Source organism: Pantoea sp. WEP (assembly GCF_041678305.1).
Taxonomy (GTDB): domain Bacteria; phylum Pseudomonadota; class Gammaproteobacteria; order Enterobacterales; family Enterobacteriaceae; genus Pantoea; species Pantoea dispersa.
Genome location: NZ_JBGNXB010000001.1, coordinates 3,823,079 through 3,842,024 on the forward strand (window position 1 = coordinate 3,823,079; position 18,946 = coordinate 3,842,024).

The 18,946-nt window shown below is 57.9% G+C and carries 14 protein-coding genes and 1 riboswitch; of the genes, 8 read left to right on the forward strand and 6 right to left on the reverse strand.

The genetic code is table 11. The annotated features are described in order from the left end of the window. Positions 1–143: 143 nt before the first annotated feature. Positions 144–1,253, reverse strand: a complete 1,110-nt coding sequence (gene asd / locus ABVR31_RS17875; RefSeq protein WP_031279794.1) for an aspartate-semialdehyde dehydrogenase — start codon at positions 1,251–1,253, stop codon at positions 144–146. A 218-nt stretch (positions 1,254–1,471) separates the two neighbouring features. On the opposite strand from asd, the gene ABVR31_RS17880 reads away from it, so the two are divergent. Continuing rightward, on the forward strand, positions 1,472–2,065 hold the full coding sequence (locus tag ABVR31_RS17880; RefSeq protein ID WP_031279795.1) for a YhgN family NAAT transporter: 594 nt from the start codon (positions 1,472–1,474) through the stop codon (positions 2,063–2,065). A gap of 197 nt (positions 2,066–2,262) precedes the next feature. Continuing rightward, a complete protein-coding gene (locus tag ABVR31_RS17885; protein ID WP_372773724.1) occupies positions 2,263–2,586 on the forward strand; it encodes a DUF805 domain-containing protein in 324 nt (107 codons plus the stop codon). 387 nt (positions 2,587–2,973) lie between these two features. On the opposite strand, the gene panS is transcribed toward ABVR31_RS17885, so the two are convergent. The 3 genes from panS to ABVR31_RS17900 all read right to left on the reverse strand — a co-directional run bounded on the left by panS (position 2,974) and on the right by ABVR31_RS17900 (position 6,102). Next, entirely contained in the window at positions 2,974–3,897 is a 924-nt protein-coding gene (panS, locus tag ABVR31_RS17890) for a ketopantoate/pantoate/pantothenate transporter PanS (RefSeq protein WP_058769993.1), read from the reverse strand. A 262-nt stretch (positions 3,898–4,159) separates the two neighbouring features. Beyond that, positions 4,160–5,515: a lysine-sensitive aspartokinase 3 gene (gene lysC, locus ABVR31_RS17895; RefSeq protein ID WP_021508028.1), complete on the reverse strand. Its 1,356-nt coding sequence runs from the start codon at positions 5,513–5,515 to the stop codon at positions 4,160–4,162. Between the two features lie 110 nt (positions 5,516–5,625). Next, a riboswitch (Lysine riboswitch) is annotated at positions 5,626–5,820 on the reverse strand. A gap of 36 nt (positions 5,821–5,856) precedes the next feature. Continuing rightward, positions 5,857–6,102 (reverse strand): hypothetical protein, encoded by a 246-nt coding sequence (locus ABVR31_RS17900; RefSeq protein ID WP_125309290.1) that lies wholly within the window; start codon positions 6,100–6,102, stop codon positions 5,857–5,859. Positions 6,103–6,201: 99 nt separating this feature from the next. Between ABVR31_RS17900 and pgi the strand changes: the two genes are divergently transcribed. From pgi to ABVR31_RS17925, 5 genes are all read left to right on the forward strand, one after another. Next, positions 6,202–7,848, forward strand: a complete 1,647-nt coding sequence (gene pgi / locus ABVR31_RS17905; protein ID WP_021508030.1) for a glucose-6-phosphate isomerase — start codon at positions 6,202–6,204, stop codon at positions 7,846–7,848. Between the two features lie 641 nt (positions 7,849–8,489). Further along, a complete protein-coding gene (gene yjbE, locus ABVR31_RS17910) occupies positions 8,490–8,738 on the forward strand; it encodes an exopolysaccharide production protein YjbE (RefSeq protein WP_021508031.1) in 249 nt (82 codons plus the stop codon). A 78-nt stretch (positions 8,739–8,816) separates the two neighbouring features. After that, a complete protein-coding gene (locus ABVR31_RS17915) occupies positions 8,817–9,464 on the forward strand; it encodes a YjbF family lipoprotein (protein WP_125309294.1) in 648 nt (215 codons plus the stop codon). Continuing rightward, the gene (locus ABVR31_RS17920) at positions 9,461–10,198 is read left to right on the forward strand and encodes a capsule biosynthesis GfcC D2 domain-containing protein (RefSeq protein ID WP_372773729.1); all 738 of its coding nucleotides are present in this window, start codon (positions 9,461–9,463) and stop codon (positions 10,196–10,198) included. Before ABVR31_RS17915 ends, ABVR31_RS17920 begins: the two co-directional genes overlap by 4 nt. After that, positions 10,198–12,288 carry a YjbH domain-containing protein gene (locus tag ABVR31_RS17925; RefSeq protein WP_150059130.1) on the forward strand — a complete coding sequence of 697 codons (2,091 nt, stop codon included), beginning with the start codon at positions 10,198–10,200 and terminating at the stop codon, positions 12,286–12,288. The genes ABVR31_RS17920 and ABVR31_RS17925 overlap by 1 nt, the downstream gene beginning before the upstream one ends. A gap of 148 nt (positions 12,289–12,436) precedes the next feature. Here the strand turns inward: ABVR31_RS17925 and metH are convergent, their stop codons facing one another. Beyond that, positions 12,437–16,120, reverse strand: coding sequence for a methionine synthase (metH, locus tag ABVR31_RS17930; protein WP_372773731.1), 3,684 nt, complete (start codon positions 16,118–16,120; stop codon positions 12,437–12,439). A 196-nt stretch (positions 16,121–16,316) separates the two neighbouring features. On the opposite strand from metH, the gene iclR reads away from it, so the two are divergent. Next, positions 16,317–17,147 carry a glyoxylate bypass operon transcriptional repressor IclR gene (gene iclR, locus ABVR31_RS17935; RefSeq protein ID WP_372773733.1) on the forward strand — a complete coding sequence of 277 codons (831 nt, stop codon included), beginning with the start codon at positions 16,317–16,319 and terminating at the stop codon, positions 17,145–17,147. On the opposite strand, the gene aceK is transcribed toward iclR, so the two are convergent. After that, positions 17,144–18,880 carry a bifunctional isocitrate dehydrogenase kinase/phosphatase gene (aceK, locus tag ABVR31_RS17940; RefSeq protein ID WP_372773735.1) on the reverse strand — a complete coding sequence of 579 codons (1,737 nt, stop codon included), beginning with the start codon at positions 18,878–18,880 and terminating at the stop codon, positions 17,144–17,146. The genes iclR and aceK overlap by 4 nt on opposite strands. Between the last annotated feature and the right edge of the window lie 66 nt (positions 18,881–18,946).

An 18,946-nucleotide genomic window follows, 5' to 3' on the forward strand; every position in this document is an offset into this window, starting at 1 on the left:
CAGGGTGGAACGCAAAAAATTGTTATCGGGCGAGCAAAAAGGGGAAGCTGATCACTTGTCGGGCGCAATTTGGGTTAAGTTTTGCACTCCCGTGGAAAGAAAAAAGGCCGGGAAACCCCGGCCTGTCTGGATTCGCGCTGCGCTTAGTCGATCAGCAAACGCAGCATGCGACGCAGCGGTTCGGCAGCGCCCCACAGTAACTGATCGCCGACGGTGAAGGCCGACAGATACTCCGGTCCCATGTTCAGCTTACGCAGACGGCCCACCGGCGTGGTCAGCGTACCGGTCACCGCAGCAGGCGTCAGTTCACGCATGGTGATGTCGCGATCGTTCGGCACCACTTTCACCCACTCGTTGTGCGCGGCCAGCAGCTGTTCGATTTCGTTCAGCGGCACATCTTTCTTCAGCTTCAACGTGAACGCCTGGCTGTGGCAGCGCAACGCGCCGACGCGCACGCACAGGCCATCGACCGGAATGGTGTGACGGGTCGAGAGAATTTTGTTGGTCTCCGCCTGGCCTTTCCATTCTTCGCGGCTCTGGCCGTTGTCCAGCTGCTTGTCGATCCACGGGATCAGGCTGCCGGCCAGCGGTACGCCGAAGTTGTCGGTCGGCAGCGTGCCGGAACGGGTAAAGTCAGTCACGCTGCGCTCAATGTCGAGAATGGCGGAGGCCGGATTTTGCAGCGAAGTCGCAACGTGGTCGTGCAGCATGCCCATCTGGGTCAACAGTTCGCGCATATGGCGCGCGCCGCCGCCGGAGGCCGCCTGATACGTCGCGACGGAGGCCCATTCGACCAGGTCGTTAGCGAACAGTCCGCCCAGCGACATCAGCATCAGGCTGACGGTGCAGTTACCGCCGACAAAGGTTTTGATGCCACTGTCGAGGCCCTGACGAATCACCTGATGGTTGACCGGATCAAGAATAATGATGGCGTCATCTTTCATGCGCAGCGTGGAGGCCGCATCAATCCAGTAGCCCTGCCAGCCGCTCTCGCGCAGCTTCGGGTAGACTTCACTGGTATAATCGCCGCCCTGGCAGGTGATGATGATATCCAGCGCCTTCAGCGCCTCAATATCAAACGCATCCTGCAGCGCACCGGTCGACTTACCGCCAAACGTCGGCGCAGCCTGACCCAGTTGCGAAGTGGAGAAGAAGACCGGATTGATCACATCGAAATCGCGTTCTTCGCTCATACGTGACATCAGCACAGAGCCGACCATGCCACGCCAACCAACAAAACCTACATTCTTCATTTTCTGTCCGTCTCAGGAACTCGGGCCGGGGCCTGGGTGGTGCGAAAAAAGACCAGCGCCAGCAATGCGCCAGTCTGCGTAATAATCAGGTTTACCTATGACCCACAACTCTACAAAATGCAGCACTTCTGGCAAGTGAATTAATTCGATTGCGCTAACTTTTTCAGCAGTACAACTTATAACGGCTGTGGCCGACCTGAAGGGATGGTTTACCTCTGATGACTGAAATGATATCCGCGACCATATTGTTGCTGTTGATTATGGACCCGCTGGGCAACCTGCCGATTTTCATGTCGGTGCTGAAGCACCTGGAGCCGAAGCGCCGCCGCGTGGTGCTGATGCGCGAGATGCTGATCGCCTTGATTCTGATGCTGCTGTTCCTGTTCGCCGGTGAACGCATTCTGGCGTTTCTTAATCTGCGCACCGAAACGGTATCGATTTCCGGCGGCATCATTCTGTTTCTGATCGCCATTCGCATGATTTTTCCGTCCGGCGAGACCAGCACCAGCGGCCTGCCCGCCGGTGAAGAGCCGTTCCTGGTGCCGCTGGCGATCCCGCTGGTCGCCGGGCCCTCACTGCTCGCCACCCTGATGCTGCTGTCACACCAGTATCCCAATCAGATGACGCACCTGGTCGGCGCCCTGCTGATTGCCTGGGGCGTCACGGTAGTGATTCTGCTGATGTCCGGCCTGTTCCTGCGCCTGCTGGGGGATAAAGGCGTTAATGCGCTGGAGCGATTAATGGGTTTGATCCTGATTATGCTGGCGACGCAGATGTTCCTGGACGGGATTCGGGTTTACCTGAAGCTGTAATGTTTCGCATGCTGGCGGCGCTAATTAATAATACCAGTAATAGCATGATTCAACACATGTTATTGCCTGGTATTTAATAGACAACATTCAGGTTCACAACACGCGTTATCCGGTTTATCGTAAAATCTCTACTTTACGTGTTTTTCGACGGTGAACAGCTTGCTGTCTCTCATCATTTTTGTGGTGGTTAGAATAAAATGGCGCTGACCCTCTTACTAACATCCATAAAGAATGGATTGATTAAGACGTTTGATTATAGTGGCAAAGATAGCCGCTTATGCTACATCATTTTTATGATGTTCCAGATTATCTGGTTTTGTTGTTATCTCAGTGTGTTCGCTTCATTCACGAATGAAATAGCATGGATTCCTTTACTGCTTTTCGTTCTGCCATCGCTGGCTTGTGGCAGCAGAAGAATAAACGATGCGGGATATTCACGGGGAGTGTTTATTCTTTTGATCGTTGCGCCTTATTTACTGTTTCCCTTTCTGGCTTTTCCTGCATCAGTAAAAAAAGAATAAATCGGGCTGGCCCGTGTAGGGGTTCTTAATGCTTGCATATTTATATGAGGTGAGGATTAGTGCGCCTGTGGAATATTTTGAATGACGATTGATGACGCCACGCTGTCCGTTGCGTGTTTGCGGTCGCCATGAATGGCGACCCTACAAGATTATTGCGCGTTTTTACAGAGGGCGCATTTATGGGGGAACCCTTGACCGTTGAGCGTTTACGGTCGCCATGAATGGCGCCCCTACAAAGTTATCGCACGTTTTGCAGAGGGCGCATTTATTGCCCCTCTGCAAGGTTATCGCGTGTTTTTTGTAGGGTGCGCATTTATGCGCACCGGTATCAACAGGACGATGGTGCGTAACCGATCGTCATTGATGACCACCGGTACGCATGCCCCGTTATTTCTGCTTCTTCTCAATCGTTTTACCCGACCAGTAACCCGCCAGCAGCGAACCGGAGAGGTTGTGCCACACCGAGAACAGTGCGCCGGGCAGTGCGGCCAGCGGTGAGAAGTACAGTTTGCCCAGCGTGGCCGCCAGTCCGGAGTTCTGCATACCGACTTCCAGCGCCAGCGTGCGACAGGTGGATTCGTCAAAGCCAAACAGCTTGCCACCCCAGTAGCCGCCGAGCAGCCCAATGGCGTTGTGCAGGATCACCGCCGCGATCACCATCAGCCCTACCGAGCCGATAAAGCCCTGGCTACCGGCGACCACCGCGCTAATGATCAGCAGAATACACACCATCGAAAACGCCGGCAGATACGGCTCAACGCGGCGCACCACGCTGTTCATGGAGTGGTGAATAATCAGGCCAAGCCCAATCGGGATCACCACGATTTTGACGATGCTGAGCAGCATGCCCACCACATCGACCTGAATGTGGGTATCTACGTAGAAGCGCGTCAGCAGCGGCGTCGCGAACACGCCCACCAGCGCCGAAACCGACGAGATGGTCACCGACAGCGCCACGTCGCCCTTCGCCAGATAAATCATCACGTTCGAGGCTGTCCCGCTGGCCACGCTGCCGACCAGAATCATCCCGGCGGCCAGATCCGGCGGCATCTGGAACAGTTTCGCCAGCGCCCAGGCCGCCAGCGGCATCACCAGATAGTGCAGGAACGTGCCGGCAACCACCGGCGCCGGACGCACCAGCACGCGTTTAAAATCATCAATGTTGAGCGTCACGCCCATGCCGAACATGATCAGCATCAGCAGGTAGGTTACCCACGGCCCGATGCCGAGGAAGGTGGACGGCGAATAATAGGCTGCAACGGACAGCAGTACGGCCCAGAGCGGAAACAGGCGGGTGAGTTTGGCGAGCATGAAGAAATGTCCTTAGCGTTTTACTTAATTGGTTTTTTGCCACAGATGAAACGGCGCGCGGGGAACGACCGCAGCGACCTGCGCCGGATCATAACATTTCATTATCATAAGCGTGGCCGACGACAGAAAATGCCTATCGGCTGCTAAAGATCGCCGGGCAGACACGGGCATTCCGCTGGCATTTGTCCGAAATAGCGTCAGGCTGAACGGCAGAGATAAAAAAAGCCGGACATTGTCCGGCTTCGGGTGACTTACGCGTCAATTAAGATTCGAACAGATTCTTATGCAGCGCGCGCACCACTTCTTCCGCGTCCGGCGTTGGTACCAGGAAGCACAGGTTGTAGCTGCTTGCGCCGTAGCAAATCATGCGCAGGTTAAACGGCTCCAGCGCGCCGAATACCTCTTTGCCGACGCCGCAGGCTTTCGACAGGTTGTTGCCGATGATCGCCACCAGCGCCAGATTCTCTTCCACTTCTACCCGGCACAGGGAAGAGAGCTCGGTCAGCAGCGCCTGGGTCAGCAGACTGTCGGCGGTGCTGGTTGAACCGGTGGTATCCAGCGTCAGCGCCACGCTCACTTCCGAGGTGGTAACCAGATCAACCGAAATACTGTGGCGCGCCAGGATAGCAAACACTTCCGCCAGGAAGCCGTGCGCGTGCAGCATGTTCAGGCTGTGCAGCGTCAGCAGCGTCTGTTTGCGCCGCAGTGCCAGCGCACGGAACAGCGGCGGATTTTTAGTCTCGTTGCAGACGCGCGTGCCGCCCGCCGCCGGATCTTTACTGGAGCCGACAAACACCGGAATATCACTGCGCACCGCCGGCAGCAGCGTCGCCGGATGCAGCACTTTCGCGCCGAAGATTGCCATCTCCGCCGCTTCTTCAAAAGTGATCTCTTCGATGCGTTTCGCCTGCGGCACCACACGCGGGTCGGTGGTGTAGATGCCCGCCACGTCGGTCCAGATATCCACACGCGTCGCCTGCAGCGCTTCGCCGAGCAGCGCAGCGGTGTAATCGCTGCCGCCACGGCCCAGCGTGGTGGTGCGGCCTTTGCCTTCGCTGCCGATGAAGCCCTGCGTGATCACCAGCGCTTCTGCGGTGCGCGGCTGCAGCTGAGCCGCTGCCAGCGTTTTCAGCTCGGCCACATCCGGCTCGGCGCGGCCAAAACGGTCGCTGGTGCGCATCACTTTGCGTACGTCAAACCACTCGGCATTCACCTGGCGCTCGCGCAGAATCTCCACAAACAGCAGGCTCGACATCAGTTCGCCGTGGCTCACCAGCTCATCGGTCAGCGCGGTCGAACGGGCTAATGCCGCCGCTTCCGCCAGCATGATGATGTTCTCCAGCATGCGATCAATCTCCTGACGGATGACGTCCGGCGACTGCAGGCGATCGATGATGGCATATTGAATGGTGCGGATTTGATCCAGCAGATAAGCGCGCTGCTCGAGTTCCTGGCCTTCAGCCAGCGAAACCAGCAGGTTAGTCACGCCCGCCGAGGCAGAGAGCACCACCAGACGGGTATTGGCATCAGACAGCACGACGTCCGCGCTGCGGTTCATGGCATCGAAATCGGCAACGCTGGTGCCGCCAAATTTTGCCACGATCAACGATTGAGACATGTAACAAAACCTCGTGTCAGGTTATCTCCTCCCATTCGCGGAAGAGAAGATCGGGTAACAGCCTTGGCACAAGAGAAGAGCAGAATTGGACAGACAAGATCAGGAGATGAGTCACCAAAAGCACTTCACCTTGCGAAACGTCCGACTGCGGACGCTTCTGGTGACAACCCAGAGGATTCAGCCCCTGCAGCCGACAGCACAACACTCCGCGTGTTGCACCACCTCGGCGTCGCACCCCCTGATGTGTTCTCGCTGGATACGGATCCTCAAACACACTGCCTGGGCGACGCGCCTCTTCTGGCTTGCACCCGGAGGTGCAAGTCGCGCGCACAAAATACTGATTAATTGTTCCGCTGTCCAGCCTTGCGGCGCCGGGAAAATTCATTTTTACACTTATGCAGCGCATTGCTAAACAAACCCGGAAGCCGCCAGCCGCCTAAAGTAGTCAGCGGTGCGAAAAAACCGGTGTTTTGCTGATGCCGCGCAGAGTAATGCGCGGCGAACCGGCCGACAATCGCCGCCGGATTTACCTGAAACGCTGCGGCTGGCGTCACAAATTTTTTCCTTTCAGTTGCAACTGTGGTCATACTGAAACGCGTGCAAGCCGTAACAAATGCTCAGCATGCCGGGCCAGACAGGATGCGCCCGGATGGAATGACGGTTCTTATATCAACAAGAGTGTTGCCATGAAAAATATCAATCCGACACAAACCGCAGCCTGGAAAGCGCTGCAGCAGCATTTTGATCAGATGAAATCGGTAGAGATTGCCGACCTGTTTGCGCAGGATGCCGATCGTTTTGCGAAATTCTCTGCCACCTTTGATGATCAGATGCTGGTGGATTTCTCAAAAAACCGCATCACCCAGGAAACCCTCGACAAACTCCAGGCGCTGGCGAAAGAGACCGATCTGGCGGGCGCCATCAAATCCATGTTCTCCGGTGAGAAGATTAACCGCACCGAAGATCGCGCCGTGCTGCACGTGGCCCTGCGCAACCGCAGCAATACGCCGATCCTCGTGGATGGCAAAGATGTAATGCCGGAAGTGAACGCGGTGCTGGCGAAGATGAAAGCCTTCTCAGAGCGCATCATCAGCGGCGAGTGGAAAGGCTACACCGGCAAGCCGATTACTGACGTGGTGAACATCGGTATCGGCGGTTCAGACCTCGGCCCGTTCATGGTGACCGAAGCGCTGCGTCCGTATAAAAACCACCTCAACATGCATTTTGTCTCCAACGTTGATGGCACGCACATTGCCGAAACGCTGAAACCGCTTAGCCCGGAAACCACGCTGTTCCTCGTGGCGTCGAAAACCTTTACCACGCAGGAAACCATGACCAACGCCCACAGCGCGCGCGACTGGTTCCTGAACACCGCCGGCGATCAGCAGCACGTGGCGAAGCACTTTGCCGCGCTCTCAACCAACGCGAAAGCGGTCGGCGAATTTGGTATTGATACCGCCAACATGTTCGAGTTCTGGGACTGGGTCGGCGGCCGCTACTCACTGTGGTCCGCCATCGGTCTGTCGATCATCCTGTCCATCGGCTTCGAAAACTTCGAACAGCTGCTGAGCGGCGCGCATGCCATGGACCAGCACTTCGCGAACACGCCGGCGGAGCAAAACCTGCCGGTGCTGCTGGCGCTGATCGGTATCTGGTACAACAACTTCTTCGGTGCCGAAACCGAAGCGATTCTGCCGTACGACCAGTACATGCACCGTTTTGCCGCTTACTTCCAGCAGGGCAACATGGAGTCCAACGGTAAGTACGTCGACCGCGACGGCAACCCGGTGGATTACCAGACTGGCCCAATTATCTGGGGTGAACCCGGCACCAACGGGCAGCACGCGTTTTATCAGCTGATCCATCAGGGTACCAAGCTGATTCCATGCGACTTCATTGCGCCGGCGCAGACCCACAACGCGCTGGCCGATCACCACCAGAAGCTGCTTTCCAACTTCTTTGCTCAGACCGAAGCGCTGGCGTTTGGTAAAGCCCGCGAGGTGGTAGAGAAAGAGTTTACCGATGCCGGTAAATCGGCGGAGTCCGTCGCGCATATCGTGCCGTTCAAGGTGTTTGAAGGTAACCGCCCGACCAACTCGATTCTGCTGCGTGAAATTACTCCGTTCAGCCTCGGCGCGCTGATTGCGCTGTACGAGCACAAGATCTTCACTCAGGGCGCGATTCTCAACATCTTCACCTTCGATCAGTGGGGCGTTGAGCTGGGCAAACAGCTGGCTAACCGCATTCTGCCGGAGCTGGAAAACGATGCGCAGATTAACAGTCACGATAGCTCCACCAATGGCTTAATTAATCGCTACAAATCCTGGCGTTAATTTCACCCCCAGGCTCATCAGGCGGCAGCACATGCCGCCTTTTTTTTGCTCCGATCAACTGCCCCGCGGCAAATAAGCGGATTTTGCTACCACGCTGCGGTTAGATAATTCTTAAAATGCCCTAAGGAAAATCGGAAGATGCCATCATGCGTGGCGGGCTTATCTGATAAAAAATGGATCTGATTTGTCCACCTCACCCACCTAAGCAACTGATTAAATTTGTCTTTCTATTTTAACCCTTTCAGGAAAATCTGATTATTCCTATTCCGTGCCATTTTTTAATGCAAAAGTGAAAAATGCTGCTGTGCCATAACGTCCTGCGCAAATATTCCAGCCAGCGAAAAAAGCGCAATTAAAAAAAGCAGCTAACGCCAATTCGCCTTATTTATCACCAGAAATGTCCTGCTTAATCCCCCTCTTTTTCTGGCGCTGAACTCTGGTAATTTGTTGCCCTATACTGAACGCGCCTTCAAGGCTGCCCTGAATACTTCCCCGCTGTCGCCCGGCGGCCCGGGAAACATTATTGCGCGCTGACCACGGTTAGCCAGCTGCATGCGGCCCAGCGGCCATCGGACGGCAGCGTACGGTATGACGGGTAATATCCTTCATTCACGTTTTATCAAGATGCAGGAAACGTTGTTATGAAAAAACTGATGGTTGCCGGTGCAGCCTTACTTTACGTTGCCGTTTCTTCCGCTGCGATTGCCGCACCGGAAGAAGCCGGTGCTGCAGCAGGCGCGCAGGCGGGAGCAATCTCGACCGGTGCGACCACCGCTGTGGGTATCGGCGCACTCGGTGCGTTAGTGGGTCTCGGCGTTGCCGCTGCTGGCGGTGGCGACGGTGCAAATACCGGTACAACAACCACTACCACAACGAGCACCACTCGTTGATGTAGCACCTTTAAACATAACCACACAGTCGTGTGGTTATTTTTTGTTTTTTTGCCTCTATTGAGACAGGGATACACAGTGCGCCGACTCTCTTTGCTGCTTCTTTGCCTGTTGCTGCAGGCTTGCACACAAACGCAAAAAGGCCTCGAACAGACCGTGATGCTCGCCATCAGCGGTCCGGACGATGTCACCGTCAGCGATGAACAAATCGCTACTCTGCCCTATGCCAGCCTGTATGCGCGCGTCGACAACGGTCCGCGCATCTTTGTGGTGCTGGGCTACCTGGAAAACGGCCAGCAGAAATGGGTAACCCAGGATAAAGCCATGCTGGTGATGCAGCACGGCCGCCTGGTGAAAACCCTCGGCCTGCGCGACAACCTGCAGGCCGTCAGTAACCTGGCGCAGGATCCGCTGGCCGATGCGCTGCGGCTGCAAAATGGCGCGCAGTGGACGCGCGTCGTGCAGTGGCGCGAGCAGGACAACGTGCGCGCCGCCACCGCTCACTCCACCTTTCAGCGCGGCGACGATGAAGTGCTGAACCTCGCCGGCGAGCGGGTGCCCTGCCGCGTCTGGCACGAAACGGTAGAGATGGAGAGCCCCGGCGTCAGCTGGCAGAACACCTTCTGGATCGATAACCGCGACGGTACGGTGCTGCAGGCGCAGCAGATGCTGGCGGCTGACCAGTTCCCGATTGCAACCACCCTTCTGAAGCCGGCGAAATCATGAAAAAAATCAATTCTTTGCTGGCGGCACTCGCCCTCGCGGCGGCCAGCCACGCGCTGGCGGATAGCCAGGTGACGGTACACCCTGCGCACGATCAGCGCAGTTTCCAAATCGATCATGCCAGCACCCTGAGCGAACTGGTAACGAACCCGGCGCTGCACAGCTGGTGGCCGGGCACGGTGATTGCCGAACGCGGTGCGACCGCCGTGGCGCAGCAGCAGCACGCTCAGTTGCTGGCGGATCTGCGCGCCTGGCAGGCCGACAGCGGTACTTCACTGGCCGCAACCATCGGCAGCGTAATCCAGCAGCTCAGCGCCCTGCAGGTTACCGGGCGCCAGTTTACTTCGCTCGATCCCGACTGGGTGCGGCTGCGTCCGGAAGCCAACCGTAAACTGCAGGGCAGCTACGACCTGTACATCGTGGCAGCGCCGACGCAGGTACGGGTGATGGGCGCACTCAGCCATCCCGGCAGTGAGAGCTGGCAGCCAGGACGCACGGTGCGTGACTACCTCGCGCCGCATGCGCGTTTATCGGGTGCCGAACGCAGCGTGGCCACGGTGATTGCGCCGTCAGGTGAGACGCAGCAGGTGCCGATCGCTTACTGGAATCAGCGGCATGTTGAAGTCGAGCCTGGCAGCATCATCTGGCTGGGCTTTTCCACATGGAGCCTGCCCTGGGGCCAGCCTGATTTGAATGCGCGCATGCTTTCCGTTCTGACTCACCGGATGCCAGACTGATGAAAAAACAATTACTCCTCAGCCTGTTGGCTGCTTCTGTCGCCGCCGCATGCCAGGTGCAGGCGGAAACCTGGCCGGAACCGGTCGGTCCTTCACAATCTGATTTTGGCGGCGTGGGCCTGATGCAAACGCCGACCGCGCGCATGGCAAAAGAGGGCGAATTTAGCCTGAACTTCCGCGATAACGATCAATATCGTTACTATTCTGCGTCATTGCAGCTGTTCCCGTGGCTGGAAACCACGGTGCGCTATACCGACGTACGCACCCGCCGCTACAGTGCGGTGGAAGGCTTCAGCGGCAACCAGAGCTATAAAGACAAAGCCTTCGACCTGAAGCTGCGACTGTGGCAGGAGAGCTTCTGGCTGCCGGAAGTGGCGGTGGGTTCGCGCGATTTGGGCGGTACCGGCCTGTTCGACAGTGAATATCTGGTGGCGAGTAAAGCCTGGGGGCCGTTTGATTTTAGCCTCGGCCTGGGCTGGGGCTATCTCGGCAACAGCGGCACCATCAAAAACCCGTTCTGCTCCTACAGCGATAGCTTCTGCAGCCGCACCGGCGGCGGTTCGGCGGGTTCCATTAACGGCTCGCAGATGTTCCACGGTCCGGCGGCACTGTTTGGTGGCATCGAATACCAGACGCCGTGGCAGCCGCTGCGTCTCAAGCTGGAGTATGAAGGCAACGATTATCAGGACGATTTTGCCGGCCGGCTGGAGCAGCGCAGTAAGGTCAACGTTGGCGCAATCTATCGCCTTACCGACTGGGCGGATATCAACGCCAGCTACGAGCGCGGCAATACTTTTATGTTTGGCGTGACCGTGCGTACCAACTTTAATTCGTTACACCAGTCGCACCTTGATAGCGCAAAACCGGCTTATCAGCCACAGCCGCAGGGCGATCTGCTGCAGCCGACGGTGGTCGCTAATCAGCTTACCGATCTGAAATACAATGCCGGACTGGATGGTCCGCGCATCCAGACCAAAGGCCGCACGCTATACGTTTCCGGTGAGCAGACCAAATATCGCGACACGCGCGAAGGCGTTGACCGCGCTAACCGCATCATCATGAACAATCTGCCGGCGGGCATTGATACGATTGAAGTCACCGAGTCGCGCTTTAACATGCCGCAGGTCACCACGCGCACCGATGTGGTCAGCCTGAATAACGAACTGCGCGGCTATCCGCTCGGCCATGAGCAGCCGCTGCAGCAGACGCGTGAAGAACCGATCGATCCGGGCACCACCGAACAGGGCTATTTCATCCGTAAGGATCGCCTCAACTACAGCCTGTCGCCGGTGCTGAACCAGTCGGTCGGCGGTCCGGAAAGCTTCTACATGTATCAGCTCGGCGTAATGGGCAATGTCGATTACTGGCTGACCGATCACTGGCTGATTGGCGGCAGCCTGTTTGGCAACATCGCCAACAACTATGACAAGTTCAACTACAACGGCGCGCCAGCCGACTCGACGCTGCCGCGCGTGCGCACCCACATTCGCGACTACGTGGAGAACAACGTTTACGTGAATGATCTGCAGGCCAACTACATGCGCTATCTCGGCAATGGCTTCTACGGCCAGGTGTACGGTGGCTATCTGGAAACCATGTATGGCGGCGTGGGCGGCGAGCTGTTGTATCGCCCGGTGGACAGCAACTGGGCTTTCGGTCTCGATGCGAACTACGTGAAGCAGCGTGACTGGGACAACATGATGCAGTTCACCGATTACAAGGCGCCGACCGGGCACCTTACCGCTTACTGGCGTCCGTGGTTCATGCAGGATGTGCTGGTGAAAGCCAGCGTCGGTGAATATCTGGCGAAGGATAAAGGGGTCACGCTGGATGTGTCGAAGCGCTTTGACAGCGGCGTGATGGTCGGCTTCTACGCCACCAAAACCAACGTGTCAGCCGAAGCGTATGGCGAAGGGGATTTCACCAAAGGTTTCTATATTTCGATTCCGATGGATCTGTTTACCGTCTCGCCAACCCGTGGCCGTGCGCAGGTGAACTGGGTGCCGCTGACGCGTGACGGTGGTCAGATGCTGGGCCGTAAGTACCAGCTGTACGATCTGACCGCCGATCGCGATGCGCGTTTTAATTAAATTGCAGCGCGGGTAGAACCCGCGCCGGTTTTAAAAAAACGCGCGATGAATCGCGCCGCTACAGAGTGTGCACGTATTTGTAGCGGCGCAATTTATTGCGCAAACAATAGGGCACATTTGATTGCGCGCGCTCTGCGCCGGCAATTCATCAATCCGCGTCGTAGCCTAAATTCGGTGCCAGCCAGCGTTCCACGTCGCTGACGCTCATGCCTTTACGCGCCGCGTAATCTTCCACCTGGTCGCGCTGAATCTGCGCCACGGCGAAATATTTACTCTCCGGATGACTAAAATACCAGCCGGACACCGCGGCACCGGGCCACATGGCAAAAGATTCGGTCAGTTTCATGCCGGTGTGATGCTCCACATCCAGCAGCTGCCAGATTTGTGCCTTCTCAGTGTGTTCCGGACAGGCCGGATAGCCCGGCGCCGGACGAATGCCCTGGTAATTTTCGCGAATCAGCTCGTCGTTGCTGAGATTTTCATGGGCGGCATAGCCCCAGATCACCTTACGCACGCGCTCATGCAGGTATTCGGCAAACGCCTCCGCCAGGCGATCCGCCACCGCTTTCACCATGATTTTGTTGTAATCATCGTGCTGCTGGTCGAACGCCGCCGCCAGCGCATCCTCCTCCAGCCCGCCGGTGACGGCAAACGCGCCGAGATAATCCGCTTTACCACTGGATTTCGGCGCCACGAAGTCCGCCAGACAGTAGTTGGCGAAGTCGGTTTTTTCCGTTTGCTGACGTAAATGATGGCTGACGCACAGCACTTCGTGCCGGGTCTCGTCACGGTAGATTTCAATGTCGTCGCCAACCCGGTTAGCCGGGAAAATACCGACCACGCCGCGCGGCCTGAGCGTACTCTGCGCGCTGAGGTTATCCAGCATCGCATTGGCATCGGCAAACAGCCGCGTGGCTTCTTCGCCCACCACCTCATCTTCCAGGATGCGCGGATATTTGCCGGCCAGCGACCAGGTCATAAAAAACGGCGTCCAGTCAATGTAGTTGCGCAGCGTATCGATACTGGCCTCCACTACGCTGACGCCGGTACGATGCGCCACCGGTGGCGTGTAACGTTGCCAGTCAATGACGTAATGATTATCGCGCGCGGCCTGCAGCGTGACCGGCGGCGTGCGCGGCTTTTTACGCGCGTGCTGAATCCGCACGGTCTCGTACTCCTTACGCGTGCGCGCCACGAACGCCTCTTTCAGCGTGGGCGACAGCAGCGAAGAGACCACGCCGACGGTACGCGAGGCGTTCTGCACATAAACCGTCGGGCCGCTGTAATTCTGCTCAATCTTCACCGCCGTGTGCGCTTTCGAGGTGGTGGCCCCGCCAATCAGTAGCGGCAGCGTAAAGCCCTGGCGCTCCATCTCTTTCGCCACGTTCACCATCTCGTCGAGCGACGGGGTAATCAGGCCGGAAAGTCCGATGATGTCGGCGTTTTCCTCACGCGCGGTTTTCAGGATTTTGTCGCCCGGCACCATCACGCCCAGGTCGATGATTTCGTAGTTGTTACACTGCAACACCACGCCAACAATATTTTTGCCGATGTCGTGCACGTCGCCTTTTACCGTCGCCAGCACGATTTTACCGTTGCTGCGGCCGGCCTCTTTGCTCGCCTGGATAAAGGGTTCGAGGTAGGCCACCGCCTGCTTCATCACGCGCGCCGATTTCACCACCTGCGGCAGGAACATTTTGCCCTCGCCAAACAGATCGCCGACCACATTCATGCCGGACATCAGCGGCCCTTCAATGACTTCAATCGGCCGTGCCGCGGCCTGGCGCGCCTCTTCGGTGTCCTGCTCGATAAACTCGGTGATGCCTTTCACCAGCGAATATTCCAGCCGCTTCACCACGTCCCAGCTGCGCCATTCGGCCTGCTGCTTGTCCTGCTCACCCTCGCCTTTGTTGCCGCGATACTTCTCCGCCAGCGCCAGCAGTCGCTCGGTGCCATCGTCGCGCCGGTTGAGGATCACGTCCTCAACCGCATCGCGCAGCTCCGCCGGCAGATCGTCATAAATCGCCAGCTGACCGGCGTTGACGATGCCCATGTCCATGCCGTTGCGGATGGCGTAGTAGAGGAACACCGCGTGAATCGCCTCGCGCACCGGTTCGTTACCGCGGAACGAGAACGACACGTTGGAGACGCCGCCGGAGATCATCGCATGCGGCAGTTCGCGTTTGATGTCTTCACAGGCACCGATGAAATCCATCGCGTAGTTGTTGTGCTCTTCGATGCCGGTGCCCACGGCAAAGATATTGGGGTCGAAAATAATGTCTTCCGGCGGGAAACCGACCTCTTCAGTGAGGATTTGGTAGGCGCGGCGGCAGATCTCAATTTTGCGCGCGCGGGTGTCCGCCTGGCCCACTTCGTCGAACGCCATCACCACCACCGCCGCGCCGTAGCGCCGCACTTTGCGCGCGTGCGCAATAAACGGCTCGACGCCCTCTTTCATCGAGATGGAGTTGACGATGCCTTTGCCCTGAATGCACTGCAGGCCTTTTTCAATCACCTCCCATTTCGAGGAGTCGATCATGATCGGCACACGCGCGATATCCGGCTCACCGGCAATCAGGTTGAGAAAGCGCACCATGGCCGCTTCCGCGTCCAGCATGCCTTCATCCATATTGATATCGATAATCTGCGCGCCGTTTTCCACCTGCTGGCGCGCCACGTCCAGCGCTTCGTTGTACTTCTCTTCTTTAATCAGGCGCTTAAATTTGGCCGAGCCGGTCACGTTAGTGCGCTCACCCACGTTGACGAACAGTGAATCGGCCTGAATATTGAGCGGTTCGAGGCCAGACAAACGGCAGGCGACGGCTATTTCCGGTAGCGGCCGCGGTGGCACGCCCTCGACCGCTGCCGCCATCGCCGCAATGTGTTGCGGCGTGGTGCCACAGCAGCCACCGATAATGTTGAGGAAACCGGCGCGCGCCCACTCGCCAATCTGCGCCGCCATCGTCGCCGCATCAAGGTCATATTCGCCGAAGGCATTCGGCAGACCGGCGTTGGGGTGGGCGCTGACATAGCCTTCGGCAATGCGCGACAGCTCCTGCACATACTGGCGCAGTTCGTCCGGGCCAAGCGCGCAGTTGAGGCCGAACGACAGCGGCTCCGCGTGGCGCAGTGAGTTGTAGAATCCTTCCGTGGTCTGGCCGGAGAGCGTACGGCCTGACGCATCGGTAATGGTGCCGGAGATCATCAGCGGCAGCGTCACGCCCATCGCTTCCATCTCACTCTGTACCGCATAGATCGCCGCTTTGGCATTCAGGGTATCGAACACCGTTTCGATCATGATGATGTCAGCACCGCCGCTAATCAGCGCATGGGTCGATTCGCGGTAGGCGTCCACCAGCTGATTGAAGGTGATGTTACGAAACGCGGGATCGTTGACGTCAGGCGAGATCGAGCAGGTGCGGTTGGTCGGGCCGAGCACGCCAGCAACGTAGCGCGGGCGATCGGGCGTTTTTGCCGTCCACGCGTCGGCGCAGGCGCGCGCCAGTTTCGCCGCTTCGAAGTTGATCTCCGCCGACAGCGCGGCCATTTCATAGTCGGCCATGGCAATCGGGGTGGCGTTGAAGGTGTTGGTTTCGAGAATATCCGCACCAGCCGCCAGGTAAGCATCGTGGATTTCGCGAATGACGTCCGGCTTACTCAGCACCAGCAGGTCATTATTGCCTTTCACATCGCACGGCCAGTCAGCGAAGCGGCTGCCGCGAAAATCCTGCTCATCCAGTTTGTAACTCTGGATCATGGTGCCCATGCCACCGTCCAGAATCATGATGCGTTGTGCCAGCTGCTGCTGTAGCGTTGCGGTTTTATTGCTCACTCTTGCCCCATCCACGTCATTACGCTGGCTAAATGCCAGCCAGTCATACTGGCACAACTTTCAAATGAGCAAAAGTCACCCGTTTGCGGCCACCGGCGGCAAAATGACCAGCAGATCCGACCAGTCAGCCAGCGTTTGCATTCATACCATTAAAAACGAAAATGGTTTCCATACCTGCAATGACTGTGGAGATGTTATGGCAACCCCTGCGCCCGCGAAACGCGGCAAAAAACCCCGTACGGCTCCGGCGGCCAGTGCCCCTGCCGGCGGCCAGGTACAATCTCTGACGCGCGGGCTGCGTTTGCTGGAGCTGATTGCCGAATCACACGGTAGCGTGGCGCTGACCGAGCTGGCGCAACAGGCCGGGCTTCCCAACTCCACCACTCATCGCCTGCTGACCACCATGCAGCTGCAGGGATTTGTGCATCAGGTGGGCGACCTCGGTTTATGGACCATTGGCGCTCATGCCTTTGTGGTCGGCAGCAGTTTTCTGCAGAGCCGCAATCTGCTGGCGATTGTGCACCCGATTCTGCGCCGGCTGATGGAAGAAGCTGGCGAAACCGTGAATCTGGCGGTGCTGGATCTCAGTGATTATCAGGCGGTGATTATTGACCAGGTACAGTGCACCCAGCTGATGCGCATGTCAGCGCCGATTGGCGGCAAGTTGCCGATGCATGCGTCCGGTGCCGGCAAAGCGTTTCTCGCTCACCTTAGCGATGATCAGGTCACCGCCCTGCTGCATCAGAAGGGATTACATCATTACACGCCGAAAACCCTGATGTCGCCGCATAGCCTGAAGGAGAATCTGGCGCTGATCCGTAAGATGGGTTTTTCGCACGACGACGAGGAGCACGCGCTCGGCCTGCGCTGTGTGGCGGCACCGATTTATGATGAACACGGCGAACCGTTTGCCGCCATCTCCATCTCCGGCCCGCTGGCGCGTATGACCGACGACCGCATTACCGAGCTCGGGGCGCTGGTGATCCGCGCGGCGAAACAGGTGACGCTGAGCTATGCAGGCCGCTAGGCGGCCACTGACGCGTAGCGCGCGCTGAAACGCTGTCCGGCGCGCCACGCCATCACCTCTTCAATATGCCCGGCACGGATCCGCGCCTGCAGTGCGCGCCACCAGCCGGGATCGAACAACTGCGGATGCAGCGCCTGCAGCAATTTTCCGGTCGCCGGTTCGCTGCACAGCGCGTAGCGGAAAGTTTCCGGAAACACATCATCCGGCCCGACGCTGTACCACGGCTCGGCCTGCAGCTCATCCTCTTCGTAACGCGCCGCCGGAACATCGCGGAACACCAACTCGGTCATCGGGCGGATTTCATCATAGTCGTAAAACACCACGCGGCCATGGCGCGTCATGCCGAAGTTTTTAAACAGCATATCGCCGGGGAAGATATTGGCCGCCGCCAGCTGACAAATCGCATCACCGTATTCCTCAATGGCGTGCTGGCGCTGTTCCGGCGTCGCCTGCATCAGCCACAGGTTAAGCGGCTGCATGCGACGCTCCAGCCATAAGTGGCGGATGATCACTACGTCATCGCGCAGCTCGATTTTTTCCGGAATCTCGCGCTCAAATTCCGCCATCAGCGCCGCCGGAATGCGCGCGAGTGGGATGGCGAAATGCTCAAACTCCTGGGTGTCAGCCATGCGCCCGACGCGGTCATGCTCTTTGACCAGCCGGTAACAGGCGCGCACCTGCGCATCCGTCACCTCTTTTTGCGGCGCGAAGCGATCTTTAATCACCTTAAATACCCGATCAAAACCAGGCAGCGTAAATACCAGCATCACCATACCGCGCACGCCGGGCGCGATGGTGAATGCTTCCTGACTGTGCGCCAGGTAATCTAAATATTCGCGATAGCATTCGGTTTTACCGTGTTTCTGACAGCCAATCGCCATATAGCGCTCGGCGAGGGTTTTGCCCGGCAAAATCGGCTGCAGCCAGGCCACCAGCGCGGCTGGCACCGGCGCGTACACCATGAAATAGGCGCGGGCAAAGCCAAACACGATGCTGGCGTCATTGCTGTCGGTGAGGCAGGTATCGATCCACAACCGGCCGGCGTCATCGCGCTGAATCGGCAGCAGACACGGCACGATCTCGCCCGCGCTCAGCTGCAGCCGCGCCACAATCCAGGCGGTTTTGTTGCGATAAAACAGCTCGCTGGCGACGTCCAGTGTGGCATTGGCCAGCTGTGCCGCGCTGAACTGCTCGTGCAGATGGCGCACAATCCAGCCGATGTCGCGCGTCTGATCCTGCCACGTCAGCCGCAAGGGAATGTCATTCAATACCTGACGCAGCGTCTCATGCCAGCTGTGCTGCGGCCGGTACAGGCGCGACAGCGGTCGCTGCGCCGGCGGCGCGGGCGCGTACGGCTGTGACGGCAGGATAAATAGCCGCTCAGGCAGTAAGTGGCTGTGCCCCAGCAAGCGACAATAGACAGAATTAAAAAAGCTTTCGGCGATTTCATGACGCGGATAGCCCGGCAGCAGCGTGGCATAGTGGCTTTTTACCCGCAGCCAGAAAGCGTCATCCCAGTCGGCCATCTCGTTGAGGATGCGCAACTGATTGGCGACCAGCCCGACGTGATGGTCGTACAAATGGATACGCGCTTTCATCGCCTGCTGCACCGCCTGCCAGTCCGCCTGTTCAAAGCGCTGCTGCGCGCCTGCGGTAATATCGAGAAAGCGGCCGTACTGCGCATCAAAACCCTGCAGAATCGTGTGGGCGATAAGGGATTCTCTCGGTGACATCGGCAATCTCCGGCAAGCGTGAGCCAGTGAAACGGTGCGCCATGCTGCGCACCGCGAGTACGCTGA